The 26779-nt window shown below is 26.0% G+C and carries 24 protein-coding genes and 1 pseudogene; 23 read left to right on the forward strand and 2 right to left on the reverse strand.

Annotation, left to right across the window (positions count from 1 at the left end; translation table 11 throughout):
- Window positions 1–184: 184 nt before the first annotated feature.
- The gene (locus ABUA17_RS14865) at window positions 185–856 is read right to left on the reverse strand and encodes a response regulator transcription factor (protein WP_349818109.1); all 672 of its coding nucleotides are present in this window, start codon (window positions 854–856) and stop codon (window positions 185–187) included.
- 661 nt (window positions 857–1517) lie between these two features.
- Here ABUA17_RS14865 and ABUA17_RS14870 point away from each other — a divergent pair.
- From ABUA17_RS14870 to ABUA17_RS14980, 23 genes and pseudogenes are all read left to right on the forward strand, one after another.
- Window positions 1518–3431 carry a polysaccharide biosynthesis protein gene (locus ABUA17_RS14870; protein WP_195952504.1) on the forward strand — a complete coding sequence of 638 codons (1914 nt, stop codon included), beginning with the start codon at window positions 1518–1520 and terminating at the stop codon, window positions 3429–3431.
- A 104-nt stretch (window positions 3432–3535) separates the two neighbouring features.
- Window positions 3536–4645 (forward strand): DegT/DnrJ/EryC1/StrS family aminotransferase, encoded by a 1110-nt coding sequence (locus tag ABUA17_RS14875; protein ID WP_242858790.1) that lies wholly within the window; start codon window positions 3536–3538, stop codon window positions 4643–4645.
- Between the two features lie 85 nt (window positions 4646–4730).
- Window positions 4731–5327: a sugar transferase gene (locus ABUA17_RS14880; protein WP_195952503.1), complete on the forward strand. Its 597-nt coding sequence runs from the start codon at window positions 4731–4733 to the stop codon at window positions 5325–5327.
- Between the two features lie 113 nt (window positions 5328–5440).
- Window positions 5441–6175: a YveK family protein gene (locus ABUA17_RS14885; protein ID WP_195952502.1), complete on the forward strand. Its 735-nt coding sequence runs from the start codon at window positions 5441–5443 to the stop codon at window positions 6173–6175.
- Window positions 6126–6815 (forward strand): CpsD/CapB family tyrosine-protein kinase, encoded by a 690-nt coding sequence (locus ABUA17_RS14890; RefSeq protein WP_195952501.1) that lies wholly within the window; start codon window positions 6126–6128, stop codon window positions 6813–6815. The genes ABUA17_RS14885 and ABUA17_RS14890 overlap by 50 nt, the downstream gene beginning before the upstream one ends.
- Window positions 6816–6834: 19 nt before the next feature.
- Window positions 6835–7524, forward strand: a complete 690-nt coding sequence (locus ABUA17_RS14895; RefSeq protein ID WP_195952500.1) for an acetyltransferase — start codon at window positions 6835–6837, stop codon at window positions 7522–7524.
- The gene (locus ABUA17_RS14900) at window positions 7493–8650 is read left to right on the forward strand and encodes a glycosyltransferase family 4 protein (RefSeq protein WP_195952499.1); all 1158 of its coding nucleotides are present in this window, start codon (window positions 7493–7495) and stop codon (window positions 8648–8650) included. The genes ABUA17_RS14895 and ABUA17_RS14900 overlap by 32 nt, the downstream gene beginning before the upstream one ends.
- Before the next feature lie 5 nt (window positions 8651–8655).
- Entirely contained in the window at window positions 8656–9717 is a 1062-nt protein-coding gene (locus ABUA17_RS14905) for a glycosyltransferase family 2 protein (RefSeq protein ID WP_195952498.1), read from the forward strand.
- Between the two features lie 16 nt (window positions 9718–9733).
- Window positions 9734–10840 (forward strand): glycosyltransferase family 1 protein, encoded by a 1107-nt coding sequence (locus tag ABUA17_RS14910; RefSeq protein WP_195952497.1) that lies wholly within the window; start codon window positions 9734–9736, stop codon window positions 10838–10840.
- Between the two features lie 18 nt (window positions 10841–10858).
- Window positions 10859–11746, forward strand: a complete 888-nt coding sequence (locus ABUA17_RS14915; RefSeq protein WP_195952496.1) for a glycosyltransferase family 2 protein — start codon at window positions 10859–10861, stop codon at window positions 11744–11746.
- A gap of 14 nt (window positions 11747–11760) precedes the next feature.
- A complete protein-coding gene (locus ABUA17_RS14920; protein WP_195952495.1) occupies window positions 11761–12831 on the forward strand; it encodes an EpsG family protein in 1071 nt (356 codons plus the stop codon).
- Window positions 12832–12851: 20 nt separating this feature from the next.
- Window positions 12852–13101: pseudogene (locus ABUA17_RS14925) on the forward strand (glycosyltransferase family 2 protein); the annotation flags it as partial.
- Between the two features lie 9 nt (window positions 13102–13110).
- A complete protein-coding gene (locus tag ABUA17_RS14930) occupies window positions 13111–13806 on the forward strand; it encodes a hypothetical protein (protein WP_243275967.1) in 696 nt (231 codons plus the stop codon).
- A gap of 95 nt (window positions 13807–13901) precedes the next feature.
- Window positions 13902–14786: a glycosyltransferase family 2 protein gene (locus ABUA17_RS14935; RefSeq protein ID WP_195952494.1), complete on the forward strand. Its 885-nt coding sequence runs from the start codon at window positions 13902–13904 to the stop codon at window positions 14784–14786.
- Between the two features lie 22 nt (window positions 14787–14808).
- On the forward strand, window positions 14809–15558 hold the full coding sequence (locus tag ABUA17_RS14940; RefSeq protein ID WP_195952493.1) for a glycosyltransferase family 32 protein: 750 nt from the start codon (window positions 14809–14811) through the stop codon (window positions 15556–15558).
- Entirely contained in the window at window positions 15555–16523 is a 969-nt protein-coding gene (locus ABUA17_RS14945) for a glycosyltransferase family 8 protein (RefSeq protein WP_195952492.1), read from the forward strand. Before ABUA17_RS14940 ends, ABUA17_RS14945 begins: the two co-directional genes overlap by 4 nt.
- Window positions 16524–16531: 8 nt before the next feature.
- Window positions 16532–17728, forward strand: coding sequence for a glycosyltransferase (locus tag ABUA17_RS14950; protein WP_195952491.1), 1197 nt, complete (start codon window positions 16532–16534; stop codon window positions 17726–17728).
- 22 nt (window positions 17729–17750) lie between these two features.
- A complete protein-coding gene (locus ABUA17_RS14955) occupies window positions 17751–18902 on the forward strand; it encodes a polysaccharide pyruvyl transferase family protein (RefSeq protein ID WP_195952490.1) in 1152 nt (383 codons plus the stop codon).
- Window positions 18874–20055 (forward strand): glycosyltransferase, encoded by a 1182-nt coding sequence (locus ABUA17_RS14960; protein WP_288161218.1) that lies wholly within the window; start codon window positions 18874–18876, stop codon window positions 20053–20055. Before ABUA17_RS14955 ends, ABUA17_RS14960 begins: the two co-directional genes overlap by 29 nt.
- Before the next feature lie 22 nt (window positions 20056–20077).
- Window positions 20078–21256 carry a glycosyltransferase gene (locus ABUA17_RS14965; RefSeq protein WP_195952488.1) on the forward strand — a complete coding sequence of 393 codons (1179 nt, stop codon included), beginning with the start codon at window positions 20078–20080 and terminating at the stop codon, window positions 21254–21256.
- A gap of 31 nt (window positions 21257–21287) precedes the next feature.
- On the forward strand, window positions 21288–22265 hold the full coding sequence (locus ABUA17_RS14970; protein WP_195952487.1) for a glycosyltransferase family 2 protein: 978 nt from the start codon (window positions 21288–21290) through the stop codon (window positions 22263–22265).
- 34 nt (window positions 22266–22299) lie between these two features.
- Window positions 22300–23832: a lipopolysaccharide biosynthesis protein gene (locus ABUA17_RS14975; RefSeq protein WP_195952486.1), complete on the forward strand. Its 1533-nt coding sequence runs from the start codon at window positions 22300–22302 to the stop codon at window positions 23830–23832.
- A gap of 24 nt (window positions 23833–23856) precedes the next feature.
- Window positions 23857–24729 carry a beta-1,6-N-acetylglucosaminyltransferase gene (locus ABUA17_RS14980; protein WP_195952485.1) on the forward strand — a complete coding sequence of 291 codons (873 nt, stop codon included), beginning with the start codon at window positions 23857–23859 and terminating at the stop codon, window positions 24727–24729.
- A 107-nt stretch (window positions 24730–24836) separates the two neighbouring features.
- Here ABUA17_RS14980 and ABUA17_RS14985 read toward each other — a convergent pair whose 3' ends face one another.
- Complete coding sequence (locus ABUA17_RS14985; protein ID WP_349818110.1) at window positions 24837–26597, reverse strand: hypothetical protein; 1761 nt, start codon at window positions 26595–26597, stop codon at window positions 24837–24839.
- Window positions 26598–26779 lie beyond the last annotated feature (182 nt).

Genomic DNA, 26779 nt, shown 5'->3' on the forward strand with positions numbered 1-26779 from the left:
TACAAGACACCGTTAGAAGCATTTAACGAAGAACAAGCTAAGTGTTGCACTTAGCTTGACAATTCGTCATATAAAAATATGCAAACGCTAATTTAAAGTTTAAAGGAAGCACCTTTAAGTTTATGTAAGAACACTTAATTAGTTTTTATTAATTTATATGCGTGTTCTTAATAAAAAATATCACTTATAAAAATAATGGTTTAGCAATTAACCCAGATTCATAAGCATAAATAATTGCTTGAGTTCTATCTTTAACATTAATCTTAATAAATATATTACTTATATGTTTCTTAACAGTATTTTCACTAATATTAAGATTTTTAGCTATCTCAAAGTTACTTAATCCATTTGACAATTGAGAAAGTATTTCTAACTCTCTTCTTGTAAGTGGAGTTCCTAAATTATTTTTGCTTGTAATTGTAGCAGCAGGCTCATCTTCAACAAGTCTATACAATAATTCACGATCATAAAATTTAGTTCCAGTTGAAATCTTATGTAAAGCATAACTGATGTCTTCTTGAGCAAACGTTCCTAACATATATCCATCAACATTTAACTTTGACACTTTAAAGAACATGTCCTTACTTTCGTTAAAATCTATGATTAATAGTTTTAATTTAGAATAATTGTCTTTAATAGCTAGAATATTATCTATTATTTTTAAATGTTCTTTAAATAATGTGATTATTAAAATTGTATCTTCAGTATCATTTAGGCTTGTGTTTTCTGTAGAATCTAATGTTTTAAAGCAATCTTCTATAGAAGTAAAGCCAGTGATATCTTCATACTTATTTCTTAATATCGCTTTAATACCTTCATGAATGACTGGATATCTACATAAAATAGAAATTTTCATCTTATCCCCCTTTTCATATATAAAGTAATTACTACTAAAATTATATTCTAAAAAAATGTAAAAGTCTATTAATAATTACATTAAATGTTAAAAATTATACTAAGAAGTATTGATAACGATTTCTGAAATTACTACTTAGTAGTAATTAGATACTATAGATTTTATAATCCAAAAGTATAATTATGAAATGAATAATCATTGGCATAATTAAATTTTTATTAAAACTATATCAAGTTAAGTATTATTTTTGAGAGTAATACAAGGGTAATAAAGAATTAGTATTGTAGTATTATCTATAAAATATTATTAAAAATATATTTGAGAAATATTAGTAATAAATTAAAGAGTTTATAAATAGAATAATTACGCTAGCTAAAATTGAAATGCAAATTTTGTTGATTAAATGATAATTAAGTAGAAAATAATTCAAAGGAATAACAATAAAATAACTTAAAGTAATTATTTAATAATAATATAGCTAATTAATACAATAAGTAATAAATGTTAATTATATACAGTGTGCAACTAATAGATTATTTACTGGAAAAGGATGTAAAATATATAATTTATTATAACAAATATGTAGTGAATTGACGGTGTGTTAATACTTATAGGTAATTCAAAGTAAAGTATTTAAATAATCAAAAAGGGGGGAAGGACAATGCTTAAAACTACAGTTATAAATTTAAGTAAAAAGAGCAAAAGAGTAATACTACTACTAAGTGATATAGCAGTTATAATTTTATCTTATTATCTAGTTATGTTGTTTCAGTATGCATCTCATACAGAAATAATAGAAACATTTATAAAACTACCATTAGTAGTATTTATATACGTAGTATCATTAATAATTTTTAAAATGTACAGCTGTATATGGTTAAATGCTGGGGTATTTGAGTTTAAACAAACAGTAATATCAACAATAATTTCATGTATTATAACAACAGTGGTTATGATGATTATTCCAAATGGAATATCAGTTTTAACTAATATTTTAGCGGGTATATTAATAGCAGGAATGATTACAGCTTTAAGAATGTCGCTAAAAGTAATAACTAGGGCTTTTATTTACACAGTTTCGGAAAAAATAGATGGTAAATATAAAGTATTAATAATAGGGGCAGGAGATTGTGCTTCAGCAATAATGAATGAAATAAGAAAAGAAAAAAGTTCTGAATATAATATCGTAGGTATTATAGATGATAATAAGAGCAAGATAAATAGTTATTTAAATGGGGTAAAGATTCTTGGAGATAGAGATGCTATTTCTGAAATAGTTGAAAGAGAAAATATAGATGTAATACTTTTTGCAATTGCCAAAATAGATGGGGAAGAAAAATCTAAAATATTAGATATATGTAGTAATACAAAAGCAAAGGTAAAAGTAATACCAGGATATTATCAATTATTAGAAGAAGGAATTTCTTTTAATAAGATGAGAGATGTTGATTTAAAAGACTTAATTGGTAGAGAAGAAGTAAAGCTAGATAAACAAGGAATAGAAGAATATATAAAGGATAAAGTAGTCTTAGTAACTGGTGGTGGAGGGTCTATAGGATCAGAGTTATGTAGACAAATTGCAAAATTTAATCCGAAGTTACTTTTAATATTAGATATTTATGAAAATAATGTTTACGACATACAAAATGAATTATCTTATAATGAGCCAACCTTAAATAAGAAGGTAATAATAGCATCTGTAAGAGATAAATATAGATTAAATCAGATAATAAGTGCATATAGACCATCGATAATATTTCATGCAGCAGCACATAAGCATGTACCATTAATGGAAGATAATCCAGGAGAAGCAATAAAAAATAATGTATTAGGTACATTAAATATGGCTGAACTTGCAAGCCAATATAAAGTAGAAAAGTTTGTTTTAATTTCTACAGATAAAGCAGTGAATCCTACTAATGTAATGGGAGCTTCAAAGAGACTTTGTGAAATGATAGTACAAGCTACTAATAATGAAAGAGGAAATAAAACTGAGTTTGTTGCAGTTAGATTTGGTAATGTGCTTGGAAGTAATGGGTCAGTAATTCCTTTGTTTAAGAGGCAAATAAAAAATGGTGGGCCTGTAACATTAACTCATAAGGATATAACAAGATATTTTATGTTGATACCAGAAGCAGCACAACTTGTACTTCAAGCTGGAGCATATGCAAAAGGTGGGGAAATCTTTGTTTTAGATATGGGTAAAGCAGTAAAAATATATGATTTAGCAGAAAATTTAATTAGGCTTTCAGGATATAAACCCAATGAAGATATAAAAATTAAAATAACAGGCTTAAGACCAGGAGAAAAACTATATGAAGAATTATTAATGAATAATGATGAGTTAAGAAAAACTGCTCACAACAAAATATTTATTGATAAGCCAGAAACTATTTCATTAATTAAGCTAAGAAAACAAATAGATGATTTAATATTTGTAACAAAATTAGGAAATAAAAATATGTTAATTGATAAGCTAAAAGAAATAGTACCAACATATTATTCACCAGATTTTTATAATAAGAAAAAGTTAGTAGAAGAGGTTGCAGCTACAACATTGGGGGGAAAAGAATAATGGAAGTATTAAAGGAGAGAGAGAGTTTACAAAAGAAAGAAGCTAAACGTATAGAAGTAACAAAGCAAAAAGAAAATAAAAGAATATACTTAGCTTCACCACATATGGGAGGACTTGAAGAAAGCTTTATAAAAGAAGCATTTGATACAAACTGGATTGCCCCACTTGGACCTAATGTAAATAACTTTGAAAAAGAAGTTGCAGAGTATGTAGGTATAAAGGATGCAGCTGCATTAGTATCAGGAACTTCAGCAATACATTTAGCAATTAAGCTATTGGGTATAAAAGAAGGCGATACAGTATTTTGTTCAGATCTAACATTTGCAGCAAGCTGTAATCCAATAATGTATGAAAAAGCAACACCAGTATTTATAGATTCAGAATACGAAAGTTTCAATATGTCTCCTATAGCATTAAAAAAAGCATTTGAATGTTATGAGAAAAAGGGAATTTTGCCAAAAGCAGTTATAGTAGTTCATCTTTATGGACAAGCTGCAAATATGGATGAAATAATGGAGATTTGTAATAAATACAATGTTCCAGTAATAGAAGATGCAGCAGAATCACTTGGTGCAACATATAAAGGACAACAAACAGGGACATTTGGAAAGTATGGAATTTATTCATTTAATGGAAACAAAATAATAACTACATCAGGCGGAGGAATGTTAGTTTCTAATGATGATGAAGCAATAAAAAAAGCGAGGTTTTGGTCAACTCAATCAAGAGATAATGCAAGATATTATAAACATACAGAGCTTGGATATAACTATAGAATGAGCAATATAGTAGCTGGAATAGGAAGAGGACAAATAAGGATTTTAAATGAGAGAATAGCTCAAAAGAAGTATATTTATGAAAAATATAAAGAGGCATTTAAGGATATTCCAGATATAGAAATGGCTAATATATGTGATTATGGTAAGCCTAACTATTGGCTAAGTGTTGCAACAATTAATATAGAATCAAAAGTTAAGCCAATTGATATAATTCTAAAGTTAGAAGAAAACAATATAGAATCAAGACATGTGTGGAAGCCAATGCATATGCAGCCTTATTATGAAAAATACGATTTCTTTAGTAGCTTTAGTTATCATGGCATTAGTGTTTCTGAAGATATATTTAATAGGGGGATATGCTTACCTTCAGATACAAAGATGAATGAAGAAGAAATTAATAGAGTTATTGAAATTATAAAAGAGCTATTTGTTTAAAGAAAAAATAAATTAGATAAAAATAAAAGGCAAATTCAATAAAAAGAGAATTAAATAAAAAGGTAAGAGAAAAGGGAAGGATAATATGTTTATAAAAAGACTACTTGATATTGTAATATCAGCAACTGCTTTAATTCTTTTGTCACCATTTATGCTAATAATTTATTTATTAGTAAGAATAAACTTAGGTGGTCCTGCTTTTTTCTTGCAAGAGAGAGTAGGTAAGGATAATAAGATTTTTAAGATGATAAAGTTTAGAACAATGAAAAACTCTACTGATAAGGATGGGAACTTATTAAGTGATAACGAGAGGTTAACTAAGTTTGGAAGATTCTTAAGAAGTTTTAGTATTGATGAATTACCAGAGCTAATTAATATTTTAAAAGGTGATATGAGCTTGGTAGGTCCAAGGGCATTATTAGTTCAATATCTTGAACATTATAATAGTGAACAAATAAGAAGACATGAAGTACTTCCAGGACTTACAGGATGGGCACAAATTAATGGAAGGAACTCTATTACATGGTGTGAAAAATTTAAACTTGATGTTTGGTATGTAGATAATTGGTCGTTATGGTTAGATGTTAAAATCTTCTTTTTAACTTTTTGGAAGGTATTTAAGAGAGAAGGAATTAATCAAAGTGAAACTGTAACTATGGAGTATTTTAATGGAACAAATTAATTTAACTTAATTTATAGCAAATCAGGGTAAATAAAGAATAGTTGATGAATTAACTGCGAGAGATAAATGGGGAAATTTATTTATAGATAGGAACTTAGGATAGGAGGATTAAGATGGAAGATAGATTATTTGATTTTGAAGAGCTGTGGTATTTATTCAAAAGAAGGTTTTGGATAATCATAGTTATTCCGGTTTTAATGACTAGTTTAGCTCTATATAAGGTATCAAAGCTTCAACCAAGTTATAGTGCAAGTGCAAAGGTATTTATGGGGAATAGCAATGATATGCTAGATATTTATTCACAAGAGGAGTTAAGTTATTATTCACAGTTTATAACTATATTTAGTGAAATTTCAAGAATTGATGGATTTTTAGATGATACTTTAAAGAAAAATAAAATAGATAAAACATCACTAGAGGTTGCTTCTTCTTTAAGTTTCTCATCTTCAGAAAACACCCCAATAGTTAATATTTATTACTCAAGTTATACAGATAAACAAATGGAAGAAACATTAAATGCTGTTTGTGATGAGCTTATAGACAAAGTAAAGGAAATAATGCCAGGAACCAATCCAACAGTTTTAAGTGAAGCAAGAGTTTCAACAATATATCCTAATAAGACAAAGCTTCCTATGATAGCTTTTGCAGCTGGAATAATTGTATCAATAGGATTAATTTTAGTTTTGGATTATTTAGATAGTAGGATAATGTCTAAAAAGCAATTAGAGAAAGTTATACCAGTTGCTGTTTTAGGAAGTATACCAATGTCTGAAAGAGAGTTCAGAAAGGAGAATAAAAATGTTCATAACGAAAAAAATGCCCAAGTCACTGTCAGCGGAGGCTTATAGAAGTCTAAGAACTAGTATAAAGTTTTCATCTGTAGACAGACCTATAAAAACATTAGTAGTAACTAGCTCCATAATGGGTGAAGGTAAGTCTACTGTAGCAGGGAATCTAGCAAACATATTAAGTCAAGATGGCGCAAGAGTTTTAATTATTGATTGTGATTTAAGAAAGCCTTCTGTACATTATAACTTTTTTGTCACTAATGGTGAAGGATTAACAGATGTATTAGTTGGAAATAGTGATTTAAAAAGTGTTATAAAAAAGGTTGATGATTCTCTTTTCTTAATAACAGCAGGAACTGTTCCTCCTAATCCCTCAGAAATTTTAGGGTCTCATGGAATGGAAAATCTATTAGAAGATTTAGCGGTTAATTTTGATTATATAATTTTAGACACACCTCCTGTACTTCCTGTAACGGATGCATTGCTTTTATCAGCAAAGGCAGATGGAACTCTTATAGTTGTTAAATCTAGAGTTACTAAGGAAAAGATGGTTAAAGAAACTTATGACAAGCTTATTGATGTAAGGGCAAATGTTATTGGAACTGTATTAAATGCTTGTGATAAGTCTATTGATAATAAATATTATGGATATTATGGTGATTTTAAAAAGAGTAAGAATAAAAAGTTTAAGATAAAGTAAAAAGAGAAGGGTTGCAAAGATGAAGAATATAGTGATCATAGGAGCAGGTGGAGTAGGGAGAGAAGTTTCATTAATAATTCAACAAATAAATGAATTAGAGCCAACTTGGAATCTGTTAGGATTCATTGATGATAACACTGATAACTGGGGAAAAGTTATTAATGGGTATTCAGTAATTGGTGGAATAGATTCTTTAGAATTCTTATCTAATGATACGTATATTGTTATTGCCATAGCAAATTATGAAGTTAAAAAGAAGATAGTAAATAAGGTGAATAATAAATTTAAATTTGCAACTATAGTACATCCAAAAGTTTGGATACATGATTATATGACTGTGGGACAAGGAACAATAATTTATGAAGGGGCAATCCTTACTGCAAATATTGAAATAGGAAATCATGTAATTATAAGTCCTAAATGTGGAGTTGGGCATGATTCAATTATTAAAGATTATGTTTCATTATTATGGAATGTTAATGTTTCAGGAAATGACCTTATTGAAGAAGGCGTAATGATGGGATCAGGTTCTACTGTTATTCAAGGAAAGAAGATAGGTAAGGGATCAATAATAGGAGCTGGAGCTGTAGTAGTAAATGATATTGAATCTTTTAGTACAGCAGTTGGTGTTCCAGCAGCAGTTATTAAGGTTGACGAAAATAAGAGGGGGAATAGTTTTGAAGAGGGTATTGTATGTAACGACTGTTAGCAGGACTATTAATGCTTTTTTAATACCTCATATTGAGATGCTTTTAGAAAATGGATATGAGGTTCATTGTGCTTGTTCTATAGATAAGCCAATTGATGAAGAACTTTTAAATAAGGGAGTTAAGGTTTTTGAGGTGCCTTTTTCAAGAAATCCTCTTGGTATTGGTAATATTAAGGCCTTTGAAAAGCTTAGTGAGCTTCAAAGACTATATAGTTATGACATAGTACATGTGCACACTCCTATTGCTTCTATTTATGGCAGGCTATTAAAAATTAATTATGATAATATAAAAACTATTTATACTGCTCATGGATATCACTTTTTAAAAGGTGGATCTAAATTAGGCTGGTTATTATATTATCCTATTGAAAAAGCTATGGCTAAGTTAAGTGATGTAATTATTAATATTAATTCTGAGGATTATGAAATTACTAAAAATAAGCTTAAACCTAAGAAATGCTACTTTATTAATGGAGTTGGCATTGATTTAAAAAAGTATAAAAAGCTAAGTGAAGATAAGATTTCTACTATTAAAGAAAGTTTAGGCTTAAAATCTAATGATTTTGTTGTATTAATGATTGCTGAATTAAATAAAAATAAGAATCATATGCAGGTTATTAATGCAATGGAGTATTTGAAGGATAAGTATCCTAATATAAAGTTGCTTTGTGCTGGGGATGGTAATTATATTACATATCTAAGTGAACAAATAATTTCAAAAGATTTACAAAATAACATATTTATGCTAGGATATAGGGAGGATGTAAATAATCTAATAAATATATCAAATATTGGGATTTTAATGTCGTATAGAGAAGGATTACCTAGAAATTTAATGGAGTTTATGGCATGTGGAAGAAAGGTGATTGCTACTAATATTAGGGGCTGTAGGGATATTGTTTGTAATTATAGTGTTGGAACTTTGGTTAATGTTGGTGATGCTGAAGCAACAGCTCATGCTATTGAAGATTATTATCTTGCAAGTGATAGAAGATTTATAGTGTCTGATGAAATTAATAAGTATGATATTAGGAATGTTAATAATGAGCTTCTTAGGGTTTATGAGGATATTGAATTAGAGATTAATGGTGAGAAGGGTTTAGCTTCTTATGCTACTAATAGGTAATTGATATGTGTGAAGTTAGTATAGTTCTTCCTATATATAATGTAGAAAAATATTTGAATAGATGCTTGAATAGTTTATTAAATCAGACTTTTAAGGATATTGAAATAATAGCTTTAAATAATGGATCAACTGATAATAGTTTAAATATATTAAAGGAATATGCTAAAGAAGATGAAAGGATAAAAGTTATAGATAATGATAATTTAGGAGTTTCAGAAGCTAGGAACATTGGAATAAGAGAAGCAAAAGGGAAATATATAGTTTTTGTTGATAGTGATGATTGGATTGATACTAATATGGTTGAAGTTTTACATAAGTATATTCAGTATAATGATTGTGATTTAGTTATGTGTACTTATGTTAGAGAGTTTACAGATCATTCTAAGGAAAAGATATTTAATTTACCGGAAGAAAGCTTATATGTTAATGAGGAAGTAAAAGATAAGTTACTAAGAAAGCTTGTAGGACCAATTGGGAGGGAATTAGCTAATCCAGAGTATTTAGATGCATTAGGTACTGTTTGGGCTAAGATGTATAGAACATCATTGTTAAAAGATAAAGATTTAAGATTTGTTGATTTAAAGGAAATTGGTTCGGGTGAAGATACTCTATTTAATATATTTGTTTTTAATGAGGTTAGTAAGGTGATTTTATTAAATAAGCCTATGTACCATTATTGGAGAGGTAATAGTAATTCTATAACTTCTAGGTATATTCCTGATTTTGTTGAAAAGAGAAGAAATTATTTTAATTATATGAGGGATTTTATTAAGGACAATAATTTAGGAAATCAATATGAAATTGCTTTGAATAATAGAATATGTACTTCGGTTTTAGGAATGGGACTTTTAGAATGTAGTAAAAGTAATGATATTTCAATTTTTAATAAGATAAAAAATATTAAAGGTATTTTGAATGAAGATTATATTGATAGTGCTTATAAGAATTTGGAGTTAAGTAATTTTGCAATTCATTGGAGAGTGTTTTATTTCTTTAATAAGTATAAGCTTAGTATTCCAAGTTTTTTAATGATAAATAGTATAGAGATGTTAAGAAAAATACTATAAAGGAGGAGATATGACTATGGAGCCTATAAGAGTATTGCAGGTTGTAACTATAATGAATCGTGGTGGTCTTGAAACAATGTTGATGAATTATTATAGAAAATTGGACAAAAGTAAGATTCAATTTGATTTTATGACGAATAGAGTTGAAAGAGGGCATTATGATGATGAAATTGAAGCTTTAGGCGGGAAAATATATAGATTATCTCCTATAAAACCAGGTAAGTATAATAAGTATTTTAAAGAATTAGATAACTTCTTTAATGAACATAAAGAATACAAGGTTGTTCATTCTCATATAAATGAAAATAGTGGATTTGTTTTAAAAGCTGCTAAGAAAGCTGGGATTGAGTGTAGAATAGCTCATAGCCATTTATCAGATTTAAAACTTGATTATAAGTACCCTTTTAGAGTATATGCAAGAAGAAATTTAAAAGGAAATGTTAGTGATTATTTTGCTTGTTCAAAGAGGGCTGGAGAATGGCTATTTGGAAAAGATATAAGCAATTCAGGGAAAGTTACTGTTTTGAATAATGCAGTTGATACTGAAAAATTTAGATTTAATGAAGAAGTCAGAAATAATATTAGAAGAAAATTAGATATTGAAGGTAAGAAAGTAATTGGACATGTAGGAAGGTTTAATCCTCAAAAGAATCATGAGTTTTTAATAGATGTATTTAATGAAATTTATAAGAAAGATAAAGATATAGTTTTACTTTTAGTTGGGGATGGATACTTAAAAGAAAAGATTGAAGAAAAAGTAAATAAGCTTGGATTAGATAAGAGTGTTGAGTTTCTTGGGGTAAGAGAAGATATACCAGAGCTAATGCAAGCAATGGATTTATTTTTATTTCCATCTCAATTTGAAGGACTAGCTGTAGTTATGGTTGAAGCTCAAGCAGCAGGATTAAAGGTTATAACGTCTACTGGAGTAACTAAGGAAAGTGATATTACTAATAATGTAGAGTTTATTGATTTATCTAAAGGAGCTGAATATTGGGCAGATATTGTTCTTAATAGTGATTTTAAGAAGAGAGATGATATAAATCTGATGGTAAAAAAAGGTTATGATTCTACTAATAATGTTAAATGGTTAAGTGATTTTTATCTGAAGAAATATGTATAGGAGTTGGAGGTTTAAAAATTGAAGACATTAACTGTATTTACACCAACTTTTAATAGAGCTTATACGTTACATAAGTGTTATGAAAGTTTGAAAAGACAAAGTAGTAAGGATTTTGTGTGGCTAATAGTTGATGATGGATCTAGTGATAATACTAAGGAAATTGTAGATAAATGGATTAGTGAAAATGAAATTGAAATAAGATATCACTATCAGAAAAATAAAGGAATGCATGGAGCTCATAATACTGCTTATGAATTAATTGATACTGAAATTAATACTTGTATTGATTCCGATGATTATATGACTGATGATGCAGTTGAAAAGATAGTGAAGTTTTGGAAAAGTAATAGACATAGAGGATTAGCAGGTTTTGTGGCACTTGATGCATATGAAAATGGAAAAATTATAGGAACGAAATTACCAAGTGATGTAAGTGAAACCACTTATTTTGATATTTATAATACTTTAGGAGTTAAAGGAGATAAGAAGTTTATTTATAGAAGTGATTTAACTAAGCTTTATCCTTATCCAATTTTTGAAGGTGAAAAGTATGTGAGTTTGGCTTATAAGTATGCAAGACTTGATGATAATTATAGGTTAGGGGTAATGAATGAAGTTATATGTATTGTTGAGTATATGGAAGATGGTTCATCTTTAAATATGTTTAAGCAATATAGGAGAAATCCAAAGGGATTTGCTTTTATTAGAATTGAGAATATGAAGAATCCGAGAATATCAAGCAAGAATAAGTTTAAGGAGTGTATTCATTATGTTTCTAGTGGTATTTTATCTAAGGATAAGCGGTTTTTAAAGAAAACTCCTAATAAAGTAATGACAGTTTTAGCAATACCATTTGGAATAGCTCTTTATCTTTATATACTAAAGAAAACACCAGACCTTAATTAGAGGAGGCAATATAAATGGCTGTATTTTATGCAACATTAGTATCTACTTATATATCATATTTTTTAGCTAGAATAGCATATGAAAAGAAATATAGATTAATTGCAATAATGTTTTCTATAATAGTTGCATTAATTTTAATATTTGTATCAGGCTTGAGGAGTGGAATTGGTGATACGGGAATGTATATGCATTCATATAAAATATTAGTTCAAAATCCTGTTATGCCTCAGGATGGAAAGGATATTGGGTTTACTATTATAAGTTTATTATTAATACCAATATCAAGTGATCCACAGATATTAGTCTTTGTAGTAGCATTAATAACAAATTTATTTAATGTAATATCATTTAATAAATATAAGAGTTATTTAGAGCTACAAGTATATATGTATATAACATCTGGTTATTATATTGTAACTATGAATGGAATGAGACAGTGTTTAGCAGCAGCTTTATTGTTTATGTGTGTACCATTAATTATTAGAGGGAAGTTTAAAGTGTATTGTATTTTAGTGGTTATAATATCTATGTTTCATGGATCAGCATTAATGTTAATACCAATTTACTTTATAGTAAGGGAAGAGTCTTGGTCCAAGAAAATGATAATTTTCATGATTTTGGGAATGGGGTGTGTATTGCTTTATGATGTTGTGAGTCCAATTTTCTTTAAGGCATTAGAAAGTACACAGTATGCTGAATATTCGGATTATGACGGTGGTGGATCTAGCTTTATGAGGGTAGTAGTTAATGCAGTTCCTGTAATATTATCCTATTTAAAGAGAGAAGATTTAAAAGAGGCATGGCCGGAAAGTAATGTATTTATAAATATGTCTATAATTAACACTATGTTTGTCGCAGCTGGAATGTTTAATTGGATTTTTAATAGATTTACATTATATCTTCAATTATATAACTTTGTTTTAATTCCGTTTATAATTAAAAATTGTTTTAAAGGAAAGGAAAAAAGATTAGTTTATTTCGCATTTATAATTTGTTATTTTATATTTTTTTATTATGAACAAGTTATTGGAATGGGGATGGGATATCCAACAAATTTTAATTTAAAAGATTTAATATTCAATTAATGATTGTATGGGAGGAAAACATGAGTAAGTTTAGTATTATTGTTCCTATATTTAATTCTGAAAAATATTTAGAAAAATGCATAAAATCAATATTAAATCAAACATATAAAAATTTTGAATTAATATTAGTGAATGATGGCTCAAAAGATTGTAGTTTAGAAATTTGTAAAATCTGAATATGTTACTTTTGTAGACTCTGATGATTGGATTGCTGAAAATACTTTAGAAATAGTTAATAAATGTATAGAGGAAAGTGATTCAGATGTAGCTATATTTAATATGTATAAAGTAATAGATAAATTTGGAATTATAAAGAAGTGTGGAAATAAGGAGTATTTTAATAAATACAGCATAGTTGAAGGTGATGAGATTAGGAAATCTTTAGTATCAGCATATTTTCATGGGCATCCGTTTCCATCTAATATGTGTGCAAAGGTATATAAGAGAAAGTTTTTGATTGGAAGTGGAAAGTATCTAAAAAATATAAAATTTTTAGGGGATGATTTGTTTTATAATTTGGAAGTGTTATTAAAGGTAGAAAAAATAACAATGATTAATAGGGAGTTATATTACTATAGATGTGGAGGAGGCACAAGTAAATATATGCCATACCTATTTAATGATATGATAGAAGGATTTAAGGTTCAAAAGAAAGTAATAGAAGAATATTATAATGATACATACGAAAAAAGATATAATGGAGCAACTGCTATGCTTTTGAACACCTTTAAAGTATGTATTTCAAATCTGTTTTTAAGTGATTACAATTGTGAAAAAATAAGAGAGAAAATAGATTATTTTTTAAATTGTAATGAGATAATTGAAGCAAGCAACAATGAAAGAAAAAGAAATTACTTCGAAGATAAATTTTTAAAGTCAATACTAAATAAGGATACTAATTATTTTTATAATATGGGCGAAGAAATGTATAAAGATAATAAAATAAATAGAATTATTAAAAAGATATTAACTTAAAAAAGCTTTTATGTTTAGAAAAAGGATAAGAGCCTTTGAGCATATAAATAAATTAAATGAATATATGAATATTTTTAAAGTAAGAAAGGGTGGATATGATTAAGGTATCTATTATAATTGTGAACTATAATACAAAGGAATTATTGGATAACTGTATAGAATCTGTATATGAAAAATGTACCTCAAAAAATTTTGAAATAATAGTTGTAGATAATAACTCTTTTGATGACTCATGCAATATGATAACTGAAAAATATAAAAATGTAATATTAATAAAAAATAAAGTTAACTATGGATTTGGAAAAGCAAATAATATAGGCGTAAAAGTGGCTAAAGGAGAGTTTGTATTATTTCTAAACTCGGATACAATAGTACAAAATAATATTGTTGATGAATTTATAAAATATTATGAAGATAATGAGTTAAAAGGGAACATTGGATGTTTGGGTGCATGGTTATTTGATAATGAAAATAATGTAGTTAGTTCGGCAGGTAGTTTTCCAAATGGAAAAAGAATAATTAAAGAATATATAAATATTATACGTAAATCTAATAAAAATAATAATGTAGATAGGAATAAAAATACAAGCTTAAGTATTACTGACGTAGACTATGTTGTTGGAGCATTAATGTTTTTAAAAAGAGATTTATTTATAAGTTTGGATGGATTTGATGAAAAATTTTTTATGTACTTTGAGGAAACAGATTTACAATTTAGACTTAAAGAAGTTGGATTAAGAAGAGTATTAATTACTGAACCTAAAGTAATTCATTTAGAAGGTAAGAGCCCTAATAGATCAAATACAAAAAGAATAATATATACTCAAAGTATGTATAGTTATTTTAAAAAGATATATGGAAATATTAAGTATTATGTATTTAAAATATTAACTTTATTTTTAAGATTACCGGCATTTTTAAGGAGAGAGTATTCATTTAAGGAAAATATAAGTTTCTTTTATAATGTTATTCGAGGTTAATCTATATTTGGATGGTGATAGTATGGAAGGTTTTAAAATACCTAAAACAATTCATTATTGTTGGTTTGGAAAAGGAGAAAAACCTAAAATAGTTAAAAAGTGCATAGAATCATGGAAAAGTAATTTAAATAATTATGAAATAATTGAATGGAATGAAGAAAATTTTGATATTAATTCTAATGTATTTATAAGACAAGCATATGATAATGGGAAATATGCATTTGTTAGTGATTATGTTAGGGTATATGCTCTATATAATTATGGTGGAATATATTTAGATACAGATGTAGAAGTAATTAAAGAATTCACTGATGATATATTAAAAAATGATTCTTTTTGGGGATTTGAAGAAAAGAATTTTATAGCTACAAGTACAATTGGATCAAAAAAAGGTAATAGTTTTATTAAGAAGTTTTTGGATACTTACGAGGGGAAAAAGTTTATTAAAGATGATGGAAGAATAGATACTTTAACTAATGTTGCAGTAGTAAGTGAGTTAGTAAAAGAAATAGGAATAAAATTAGATGGAACATTTCAAAGTGTTGATGGTATAGCAACATTTTATCCACAGGAGTATTTTTCACCTTATGATTATATAAATTGTTATAATAAACAAACAGATAATACATTTGTAATTCATCATTATTATAAAAGTTGGTTACCTTACAGCACTAGAGTTAAAACAGGCGCAAAGAAGTTATTAGCTAAGTGCATAGGTGGTAAAAATGTAGCATCTATAAGAAGTAAGTTTAGTAAGGAGGTAGGTATATGAAGTTAGTTGTAGTATATTCAAGTGATAATAATTATTCCCAACATACAGGGGTATCAATAGTATCTTTATTAGATAATAATAAGCATTTTGATGATATACATATATATGTTATTGATAATGAAATAAGCAAAGATAATAAAGAAAAATTAAATAATATTATTAAGTGTTATAAAAGAAAAATTACATTTATAAATTTCAATGAATATAAATGTATGTTGAAATTAAATATGCAATGGGATATATCATTAAGCTCATATGCTAGATTGTTTATAAGTTCAATGTTACCAGAAGAGTTTGATAAAGTATTATATTTTGATTGTGATACGGTTATAGTTGATAAAGTTGATGAGTTATGGAATACAGATATGAGTGAGTATTATGTAGCCGGTGTAGCAGATACTGTAAGTAGTACTATCAAATCAGCGGTGGGAATAAGTACTGCTGAAAATTATATTAATGCAGGGATGCTTTTAATAAATTTAAAAAAGTGGAGAGAAGATAATATTCAAGATAAATTTATTAATTTCATAAATAGTAAAAATGGAAGTGTTACTCATCATGATCAAGGTGTAATAAATGGAGTTTTATGCAAAAAATCAAAGATTTTAAATCCAAAGTTTAACCTTATGACTGTTTATTACACAATGAAAAGAGAAGATATAATTTCTTATTATGGAATAGATAATGAATTTTACTCTGATGAAGTAATAAAGGAATCATTAAAAAATCCAGTATATATTCATTTCACACCGGGTTTTACAACAAGACCATGGGTTAAGGGATGTAAGCATCCTAAAAAACAAATTTACTTAGATTATTTAGATAAGACTCCTTGGAAAAATTCAAGTTTAGAGAAGGATAAAGCTAAATTGAGAGTGAAAGCAATTAATTGGATATATAGGAATTTATCGCTTAAAAAAGCACAAGGTATTTGTAATGTTTTAATGAAAGCAAAGTTAAGTTAGGTGATAATATGAAAAAGTTTTTTATAGTACATTCTAATATGGAAATAGGTGGAGCTGAGACAAGCTTGTTAGGGTTACTAAAATCAATTGATTATGATAAGTATAAGGTTGATTTATTGTTATTGAATCCAGTTGGAGAATTAATGAATATGATACCAAAACAAGTCAGAATTTTAAGCGAGTATAGTGAATATAGAAATTTATTATTACCGATAAAAGAGGTTATAAAAAATAAAAATATAAAAATTTTTGTTGGAAGATTAAAAGGAAAGTTAAAAGCAAATAAGGAGAATAAAAAGTTAAATAATACAGGAGATTTGTGTTATTTAATTAAGGAATATAGTCATAAATATGCTATTAAAAGTCTTCCTAATATTAAGGGAAATTATGATTTAGGAATTAGTTTTATTGATCCGCATTATATTTTGCAGCAGAAAGTAAGTGCAAAAGTAAAGTTAGGATGGTTACATACTGACTTTACTAGAATAAATGTTAATAGGGAAGAAGATTTAAAAATGTGGGATGGATGTGATTATATTGTTTCTGTTTCTGATTCATGCAAAAATGCTTTTGATAATAAATATCCTGAGTTAATTGATAAATCAATAGTTATTGAAAATATATTACCTTTAGAATATGTTAGGAAGCAATCTAATGCAATAGATGTCTCTAATGAAATTTCAAAAGAAAGTAATGTTATTAATATTTGTTCAATAGGAAGATTCTCAGAACAAAAGAATTTTGATAATGTACCCAATATAGCAAAGAGAATAATTAATCAAGGTTATAAGATACGATGGTTTATTATTGGGTATGGATCAGAAGAAGAGTTAATAAGAAAAAGGATTCAAGCAGAAGAAGTTACAGATAATGTGATTATTTTAGGTAAAAAGGATAATCCATATCCATATTTAAAGTCATGTGATATATATGTACAGCCATCTAGGTATGAAGGTAAAGCTGTAACAGTTAGAGAAGCACAAATGCTTAATAAACCAGTTGTTATAACAAAGTTTGCTACTGCCGATAGTCAACTTAAAGATTTGGTTGATGGAGTAATAGTTCCTATGGATAATGATGGCTGTGCTAAAGGAATAGTAGCAGTAATTGATGATATAAATTTAAGAAGTAAATTAATTAATGGAACAAAAGAAAATGATTATAGCAATAAAAGTGAAGTAGAAAAAATATACAAGTTAATTTAGCTTTATTTATAAGGAGTGTAGCATGAAGATAAAAACTATTACTTGTCATGAGGTATATAATTCAGGAGCAAGCCTACAAGCATATGCATTAATGAAATATTTACAAAATAATGGACATGAAGTTGAGATTATAGATTATAAGCCAGATTATTTAAGTAATAATTATAAGTTGTTAGTGGTAACTAATCCTAAATGTGAGAATAATTTAATCTTAAAATATATTTACTTAGCATTAAAGCTACCAGAAAGAATTTTAGCATTAAAGGTTAAGAAAAAATATGATGAATTTAGAAATAAGTATTTAAATATAACTAGAAAAAGATATGAATCTAATGAGGACCTTAAAAATAATATATCAGAAGCAGATGTATATATTTGTGGAAGTGATCAGATTTGGAATTCAAAGTTTAGAAATGGAAAAGATCCTGCATTTTATTTAGACTTTGTTCCAAAAGGTAAAGTAAAAGCTTCTTATGCAGCTAGCTTTGCTATAGAAGAAATAGATAATGAATTAAAGGAAATTACTAAAGAAAGAATAGAAAGAATAGATTTTATTGGAGTTAGAGAAGTATCTGCATTAAATATTCTAGAAGACTTAGGGATAAATCATGGGATACAAGTTATGGATCCAGTTTTTTTATTAAGTAAAGAAGAATGGATTAATATGACTTATGAAATAGATACGCAAGAAAAATATATTTTTGTATATGATTTTGATGGAAATGAGTTAATTAAAGAGGTGTCTTTAAAATTAGCAAAAGAGAAAAAATTAAAAATATATACAGTGTTCAAAAGTGATTATTCAGATAAGGTTATAAAAAATATGGGACCTATTGATTTTATTAGTTATATTAAAAATGCTGAATTTGTTATATCTAATTCATTTCATGGTACAGCATTTTCTATAATATTTGAAAAGCAATTTGCTGTAGTTAATAGAAAAGAAGCAATAAATACAAGAATGAGAGATTTATTAAGTGTATTAAAAATTGAAAATAGGCTTATTAGTGAAAAGTATAATTTCAATAATCTTATTAAGGATGTTAATTATAAAGAAGTAAATAAATATGTAAATGAAAGATTAGAAATATCTAAAGCGTATTTAGATAGAGTTACATCTAGTAAAGCTCAATGGGAGGAGTGCAATGAAGAAGAGGATATTGTTTGTAATTGATTCATTAAATAGTGGTGGGGCAGAAAAAAGTTTAGTATCATTGCTAAGTTTATTTGATTATGAGAATTATGAAATAGATTTATTAACTTTTAAAGAAGGGGGATTATATGTTCCTTTGCTATCGGAAAATGTAAGGTTAATAGATCCACCTGATATATTTAGTAAAATGAAATTATCTATTTTAGATTTAATTAAGATAAAAGATTTTAAATTTGCGCTATGGAGAGTTAATACAAGTATTACTTTAAGATATAAAGCAAAGGTTACGAAGATTAAGCATGGTGCACAATTAATGTGGACAAGACTTAATAATGTTATACCTAAATTAGAAAAAGAATATGATATTGCAATAGCTTATAGCCAAGGGACGCCTACATATTATGTAGTAGAAAAGGTAGTTGCAAAGAAAAAAATATGTTGGGTGAATATAGATTATAAGTTTGCTGGATATAATAGAGAATTTGATTTTAATTATTATGAAAAGTTTAATAATATAGTATCAGTATCAATGGTTTGTACAGAGGTTTTAAAGGGTGTTTTTCCTGAATTTAAAAATAAAATTATTACTATATATGATATTATTTCTGAAAGTCTAATTAATAATATGGCTAATGAAGGAAAAGGGTTTGTCGATAATTATAAAGGTATTAGAATACTCACAATTGGTAGATTGGTTTATCAAAAGGGGTATGAGTATGCTATTGAAGCAGCTAAGTATTTAAAAGATAAAAATATAGATTTTATATGGTACGTAATAGGAGAAGGTAATTTAAGGAGTGAATTGGAAAAAATGGTTACTGAATACAACTTACATGATAACTTTAAATTCTTAGGAACATTTACTAATCCATATCCTTTTATTAAGGAATGTGATATATATTGTCAACCATCTAGATTTGAGGGGTTTGGGTTAGCAATAGCGGAAGCAAGAATATTAAATAAGCCAATTGTAGCTACTAATTTTGATATTGTTTATGACCAAATTAGAGATGGGGAAAATGGGCTAATTTCAGAAATGAATGGTAAAGATTTGGCGGAGAAGCTAAAATTAATTATAAACGACAAAAAGTTAGTAAAGGTTATTTGTAATAATTTAAAATATGAAAAAGTAGGGACTGAAAAGGAAATAAAAAAGGTATATTCATTACTATAAATCGAAAAAGAGGAATTTTATAATGAAGAAAATTATTATAATGTCTGAAAAAATGAATATGGGTGGTGTTGAAAAAGCTTTAATTTCAATGTTAGAAGTAATTAATTATGAAAAATATGACGTAACGTTACTATTAACAGCTATAGAGGGAGAGTTAATAAAAAAAATACCTAAGCAGGTTAAACTTATTACATTTAATGAATTTAAGAAATTAGATTATAAATCTGTAAAAAATAGAGTTTTAGATAACATTTTAAAAGGAAAATTTATAGATAGTTTTAATATTATCTATAACACAATATTATATAAAGTTAAAGGAAATTTACATTCAATATATAAATATAACTGCAGGCTATTACCAATGGTTAAAGGAGAATATGATTTAGCAATATCATATCAGGCTCCATCTAGATTGCCATCAGTATTTGTAGCAAATAATATAAAGGCAAATAAAAAGGTTTTATGGTTACATAGTGATCCAAGTAAGAGCCCTTGTAATATTAGGTATTATAAAGAATCGTATAATAAATATGATAAAATTTTTTGTGTATCAAATGGTATAAAAAAGGAAGTTTTAAAAATTTTTCCGGAGTTTAAAAATAAAGTAGATATTTTTTATAATATTATTCCTATTAAAGATATATTAATGAAATCAAAGGTTGATGAGGTATTTAAAGATGAATATGATGGATTTAAAATATTAACAATAGGAAGATTATCACCAGAAAAAGGATATAAAATGGCAATAAATGTGTGTAAAAGAATAATAACCGATGGGTATAAGATAAGATGGTATGTATGTGGAGAAGGTAATCAAAGAACTGAATTAGAAAAGATGATTAAGGAAAATGGATTAGATGATAATTTTATATTATTAGGAAATAAATCAAATCCATATCCATATTTAGAAGAATGTGATATATATGTTCAAACATCATATTTTGAAGGATATTGCACAACAACTAATGAAGCTAGGATATTAGGTAAGCCAATAATAACAACGGATGTTTCAGGAGCTAGGGAACAATTTATTAACTATGAAAATGGAATAATAGTGCCTATTGATGAAATTGAGGTTTATAAAGCAGTTGTAGAATTACTAGATGATAATAAATTAAGGGATAAATTAAGTAATAATTTAAAATGTATTGATTTTACAAACAATAATGATATGTATAAATTGGAATATATTTTAAAATAAATCAACAATTATATTTAAAGGTGTAAAGAGTATGAAAGTAAGTGTAATAATACCCGCATATAACATAGAAGATTATATAGGAAGATGTTTAGAGTCTATAATAAAACAAACATTAAAAGATATTGAGATAATTGTTGTTAATGATGGGTCTAATGATAATACTTTAGCAATTATAAATGTTTTTGCGCGAAAAGATAATCGCATTAAAATAGTTGATAAAAAAAATAAAGGATCTATCGAGGCGCGAAAATCAGGATTTAAAGTGGCTAATGGTGAATTTATTTTATTTATTGATGGCGATGATTGGATTGAAAATGATTGTTTAGAAATATTATACGATAATGTTAAAAAGAATAATTCGGATATTGTTTTATACAATGCATTTTATAGTTATGATGATAGAAAAGAGCCATTTGATACATTTAGAATAAAGAATATGAAAAATGATATAGTAACAGAACTATTTATAGGAAATATTTCTCCAGTTATTTGGGCTAAGTTTATAAGAAGAGAATTTATTAATTTAAGTGATATAGAATTTCCTAATGATATTTCTTATGCAGAAGATTTGGCTTTAGTTTCTAATTTATTTATAAATTCTCCTAAAATATCATTTTGTCATAAAAGATTATATAATTATTATCAAAGAAATGATAGTATAACTAAAATATCTAATTCTAAAATATTAGAAATTAATAAAGCAATGAATTTTATAAAAGATAAATTAGATAAGAATAGATTGAATAATAAATATAAAGAAGAATTTGAATATTTAATATATATGCATATGTTTATCTCTAAAGTAATAATGATTCCTAAATTAAATAATTATAATATAGAGGTTTATAAACAATATAAGGCTAAAAGAATAAAAACTAAAAATAATAAGTTCATACAGTATTACTTAAATAATCAAAATATAAACGGAAGAATAAGAATTAAGCTATATAATAGTGGTTTTTATTTTGGTAAAGCATTTGATTTAAGTAGAAAAATTATAAAGTTATAATAATAAAATTTATGTAAAAAAGGGATTGACTATTATGAGAACTAAAAATTCAATTAAAAATATTTATATGAGTATCATAACTCAGGTAGTAATGACTTTATTGGGATTTATATCAAGAAAAGTATTTTTAAATAGTTTAGGAACTGAATATTTAGGTATAAATGGATTATTAACTAATGTATTATCAATGTTAAGCCTAGTGGAAGGTGGAATAGGAACAAGTATTATTTATAATTTGTACAAGCCATTAGCAGAAGATGATAAGCCTAAAATAATTGCTTTAGTTCAATTATACAAAAAGTTATATGGAATCTTAGCTATAGTGATTTTTATATTAAGCATGAGTTTATATCCATTTTTAGGAGTATTAATAAAAGGTGGTACAAATATTTCATTTTTAGGATTTGTATATTTTATTTTTGTAATTAAAAATGTAATATCATATTTAAATGCACATAAGTGGTCATTAATAAATGCAGACCAAAAAGGATATGTTTTAGTTAAATATAATCTTATCTTTAATATAGCAACAACAATATCTAAAATTATAGTATTAAAAATTTCTAAAAGTTATATTTTATATTTAGTAATAGAATTATTGATATTTATAATCCAAAATGTATGTAATGGAAGTGTTGTTAATAAAAGGTATTCGTATATAAAAGATAATAAAAAATATAAAGTTGATAGTGACACAAAAGAAAATTTAATAACTAATGTTAAGGCGATTTTTTTACACAATATTGGAACATATTGTGTTTTTGGAACAGATAATTTATTAATATCATCGTTAATAAGCTTAAAAACTGTTGGTTTATACTCTAATTATACTTTAATTATTTCACAATTAGCATCATTGCTAACACCAATTTTAAATGGAATAGGAGCAAGTGTAGGTAATTTAATAGCAACAGAAAGTAAAGAAAAAAGTTATGAGATATTTAATATCACATACTTTATTAATTTTTGGATTTATTCTATATGTTCCATAACATTGTACAATTTAATTGAACCATTTATAAATTGGATTTTTGGAGAAGGATTATTATTAAATAAGTTAAGTCTAATTTTAATATTATGTAATTTTTATTTAACTGGCTTAAGAACATCAATAAATATATTTAAAAGTAAAGCAGGGATATTTTCACCAGACAAGTATATTCCATTACTAGAAGCGGCAATAAATTTAGTGGCATCATTAATATTGACTAGATATTTAGGGTTAGCTGGGATATTTTTAGGCACAACAATAAGTACAATATCAATACCAATTTGGACACAGTCAAAGTTAGTTTATAATAAAATATTTGATAAATCAGTTTTTGAATATTTTAAAAAATATTTTATATATTTAATATTAACTTTAGTATGTGGTTTAATCACAATTAAATTATGTAGTTTAATTGTAATAACTAATGAATTCCTTTCATTGGTAGTTAAGGGGATAGTATGCGTAGTTGTACCAAGTATAATATATTTAGTATTATTTTTTAATACAAAAGAGTTTAAATATATAATTTCTATTTGTCAGCCAATCATAAAGAAAGTTGTTTTAAGTTATAAATAATATAATATTAGGGGGATTGGATTTGTGAGAGTTGCATATTGTGTAGTATGTCACAGAAGAAGTAAAATTTTAGATGAGATGATAGATATATTAGGAAAAGATAATGATATATATATTCATGTTGATAAAAAAAGTAATATTAATGATTTTATAGATTTATCGGATAGGGTTAAATTAATAAAAGAAAGAGTTAATGTACAATGGGCTGGATTTACTTTAGTAAAAGCAACTTTAAATTTATTAAGTAATGTAAAAGATAATAATTATGATTATATATTTCTAATTTCAGGAGATTGCTTACCATTAAAAAATAGTACTGAAATTAAAAAATTCTTAAAAGATAATAATGGAAAAGAATTTATAGGTGTAGTAAAAGATGAAGATATTACAGATCAGATAGAAAAAAGATTAAAGTATAATTATTCTAGTATATATTTTAAGAAAAATAAAAATGTATTAGAAAATAATATTATAGCTTTTAAGAATAAGTATAAATTATATTCTAAAAATAAATATTATAATACTTTACCTAAAATATATAAAGGATGTAATTGGATTGGAATTACTGGATCTTTCTGTAGTTATATATTTAAATATATAAATGATAATCCACAATATATAAAAGCATTTAAAAAGGCAATATATTCAGATGAAGAATTTTTTCAAACAATTATAATGAATTCAGATTATAAAAATAATATTTATAAATATGATATTACAGAAAATGATAGCAATATGGCATTAAGATATATTGATTGGAAAACAGGTCCTCAATATCCTAGAGTATTAAATGAAAATGATTTTGATAAAATAAAGAATAGTAATTGTTTATTTGCAAGAAAATTTGATGAAAATATTGATTTTGAAAAATATAGAATTATATTTATTAATAATTAATGTTTAAGTATTTAAAAATATTAATAAAATTCTTAAAAAATAATATTATTGAATTAAAAGATAGAATTAAATTTTATCTATCTTTTAATTCATAAATTAGATTAATACTATTTTATAGTTATTTTTATATTTTTATTAGATTTAAAAGTATCACTTATCAGTTTTGTATTTTCTAGTAAAGGGGAATTAATAAAATTTAAACTATAATCTGTTATATTATCTATATAAGAAGGATAACCATCAAAAATAGTAAATATGCTTGAAATAATAAAATTACAATTATTAAATTCACAAGAGCCATTTGGTTTTGCATAAGCATAAATAAAGGAAGAGTTAGTTTTACTTATAGTTATTATACAGTCTTTAAATTCTAAATTAGTAAAAGTTCCTTTAGTATATGCAAATGGACGATAATAAATAAGATTATTTTCAGAACAATTAATAGAACAATTTTCAAATAGAATTAAATCATCTGAATTAGCATTAACATTTGGAAATATATTAACATTTTCAAAATTACATTTAAAAAAGTGTCCTGAATAAAAATCTGCATTTCCACCTAAAGATGATTTTCCTAAAAAATTGCAATTTTCGAAATAATAACTTTCATTATGACCTGTCATAAAAGAAAGTTTATATCTATCATTAAATTCTGGTATTGGCTTTAATGTGCAATTTATCATAGTTATTTTATATAAATTACAAATAAAAGATTTAGAAATATTTATTTCACAGTTATTATAAAAACTATTATCTCCATATGCTCCGATTATAGAATTATAAATTACTCCGGATAATGAACCAATGCAAGAGTTGTTTTTAGAAAGGTTATTTGCTACATTACCATCGGTAAAATTATTATTATATACTCTATAAATGCCGTGTTTAACGATTGTATTAGCTCCGCCAGATTGAAGTGTGATATTAGTATTATTACAATTAATAATTACTGAAGAACGTGTTCTTTCCCACATATAAATTTTTCCATTAACTTGTCCGTCTATTATAAAATTATGACCAGCACAAGTTAAAAAGTCATTTCTATAGTTATTAATGAAATTACAGTTTTTAATTGTTACATCTTGCATTTGATCCCAACCATCTTCTGCATCGTATGCACAGAATGCACCAGATTGTCCATTTAAAGTGAATTTGCAATTATTAACAAACATATCATTCATAGCACCTTGAGCTAATCCTACACATCTACAATTATTAAATTCAATGTTAGTAAAATTGCAATGACAAGGAACCTTGAAATATACAATCCAAAAGTCACTACTGGCTGTAGAACTTAAAATTGTAACTTTCATAAAGTAAGAATTTGATGGAATTCTAGTTCTTCTATATTGAAAAGCACTAATTGATTTAATATATTTTTTACTATTATCATAGAAATGAAGAATTAAACTCCAAGATCCTCCCAACATGCCTTGGTATCCTAAATATTTATTTATTGCTATATAGTCATATTTAGTATGACTTGAAATATCAATAAAATCAGTACTTTGTCTTTCGGTAGAGGATATAATAGATCCATCAATTATACTTATATCACCTAATTTAAATACATTACCTAATGCTTTAGCGAAATAGATATATCCAGATTTTTTACTTATACCACTACCAGCACCATATCCAGTAATATTTTTAATTTTTATATTTTCAAAAGAGCTATATTTACAAAGTCCTGAAATAGAAGTACCCATACACCATTCTGAATTATTAGTTGAGTTTACATAATCATGACTAAAATAATCACCTTCAATATTGCCATTAAGAACATGAGAATCAAAAGTAGAATCTAATGAAATCATTAAGGAACTATCACCGGTAAATTGATTTTCTTTTAAAGTAGCTCCATTCATATTAAGGGTAAATCTATCAGGAACATAAATAGTTCCTAGGTGATCGATTCTATAAATTCCAGGAAGTAATAATAGTCTATTATATCCGGCAGCTTTTTTATCATCGACGAATTGTCAAGCTAAGTGCAACACTTAGCTTGTTCTTCGTTAAATGCTTCTAACGGTGTCTTGTATCCAAGACA

The organism is Clostridium sp. RTP31139st1_H3_RTP31139_211217 (genome assembly GCF_040227035.1).
GTDB classification, from domain to species: Bacteria; Bacillota; Clostridia; order Clostridiales; family Clostridiaceae; genus Clostridium; species Clostridium saudiense.

Coding starts and splice junctions, on each gene's coding strand:
- ABUA17_RS14865 (WP_349818109.1), bottom strand. CDS start 856: ATGAAAATTTCTATTTTATGTAGATATCCAGTCATTCATGAAGGTATT.
- ABUA17_RS14870 (WP_195952504.1), top strand. CDS start 1,518: ATGCTTAAAACTACAGTTATAAATTTAAGTAAAAAGAGCAAAAGAGTA.
- ABUA17_RS14875 (WP_242858790.1), top strand. CDS start 3,536: ATGGGAGGACTTGAAGAAAGCTTTATAAAAGAAGCATTTGATACAAAC.
- ABUA17_RS14880 (WP_195952503.1), top strand. CDS start 4,731: ATGTTTATAAAAAGACTACTTGATATTGTAATATCAGCAACTGCTTTA.
- ABUA17_RS14885 (WP_195952502.1), top strand. CDS start 5,441: ATGGAAGATAGATTATTTGATTTTGAAGAGCTGTGGTATTTATTCAAA.
- ABUA17_RS14890 (WP_195952501.1), top strand. CDS start 6,126: ATGTTCATAACGAAAAAAATGCCCAAGTCACTGTCAGCGGAGGCTTAT.
- ABUA17_RS14895 (WP_195952500.1), top strand. CDS start 6,835: ATGAAGAATATAGTGATCATAGGAGCAGGTGGAGTAGGGAGAGAAGTT.
- ABUA17_RS14905 (WP_195952498.1), top strand. CDS start 8,656: ATGTGTGAAGTTAGTATAGTTCTTCCTATATATAATGTAGAAAAATAT.
- ABUA17_RS14910 (WP_195952497.1), top strand. CDS start 9,734: ATGGAGCCTATAAGAGTATTGCAGGTTGTAACTATAATGAATCGTGGT.
- ABUA17_RS14920 (WP_195952495.1), top strand. CDS start 11,761: ATGGCTGTATTTTATGCAACATTAGTATCTACTTATATATCATATTTT.
- ABUA17_RS14930 (WP_243275967.1), top strand. CDS start 13,111: ATGTATAAAGTAATAGATAAATTTGGAATTATAAAGAAGTGTGGAAAT.
- ABUA17_RS14935 (WP_195952494.1), top strand. CDS start 13,902: ATGATTAAGGTATCTATTATAATTGTGAACTATAATACAAAGGAATTA.
- ABUA17_RS14940 (WP_195952493.1), top strand. CDS start 14,809: ATGGAAGGTTTTAAAATACCTAAAACAATTCATTATTGTTGGTTTGGA.
- ABUA17_RS14945 (WP_195952492.1), top strand. CDS start 15,555: ATGAAGTTAGTTGTAGTATATTCAAGTGATAATAATTATTCCCAACAT.
- ABUA17_RS14950 (WP_195952491.1), top strand. CDS start 16,532: ATGAAAAAGTTTTTTATAGTACATTCTAATATGGAAATAGGTGGAGCT.
- ABUA17_RS14955 (WP_195952490.1), top strand. CDS start 17,751: ATGAAGATAAAAACTATTACTTGTCATGAGGTATATAATTCAGGAGCA.
- ABUA17_RS14960 (WP_288161218.1), top strand. CDS start 18,874: ATGAAGAAGAGGATATTGTTTGTAATTGATTCATTAAATAGTGGTGGG.
- ABUA17_RS14965 (WP_195952488.1), top strand. CDS start 20,078: ATGAAGAAAATTATTATAATGTCTGAAAAAATGAATATGGGTGGTGTT.
- ABUA17_RS14970 (WP_195952487.1), top strand. CDS start 21,288: ATGAAAGTAAGTGTAATAATACCCGCATATAACATAGAAGATTATATA.
- ABUA17_RS14975 (WP_195952486.1), top strand. CDS start 22,300: ATGAGAACTAAAAATTCAATTAAAAATATTTATATGAGTATCATAACT.
- ABUA17_RS14985 (WP_349818110.1), bottom strand. CDS start 26,597: ATGAATGGAGCTACTTTAAAAGAAAATCAATTTACCGGTGATAGTTCC.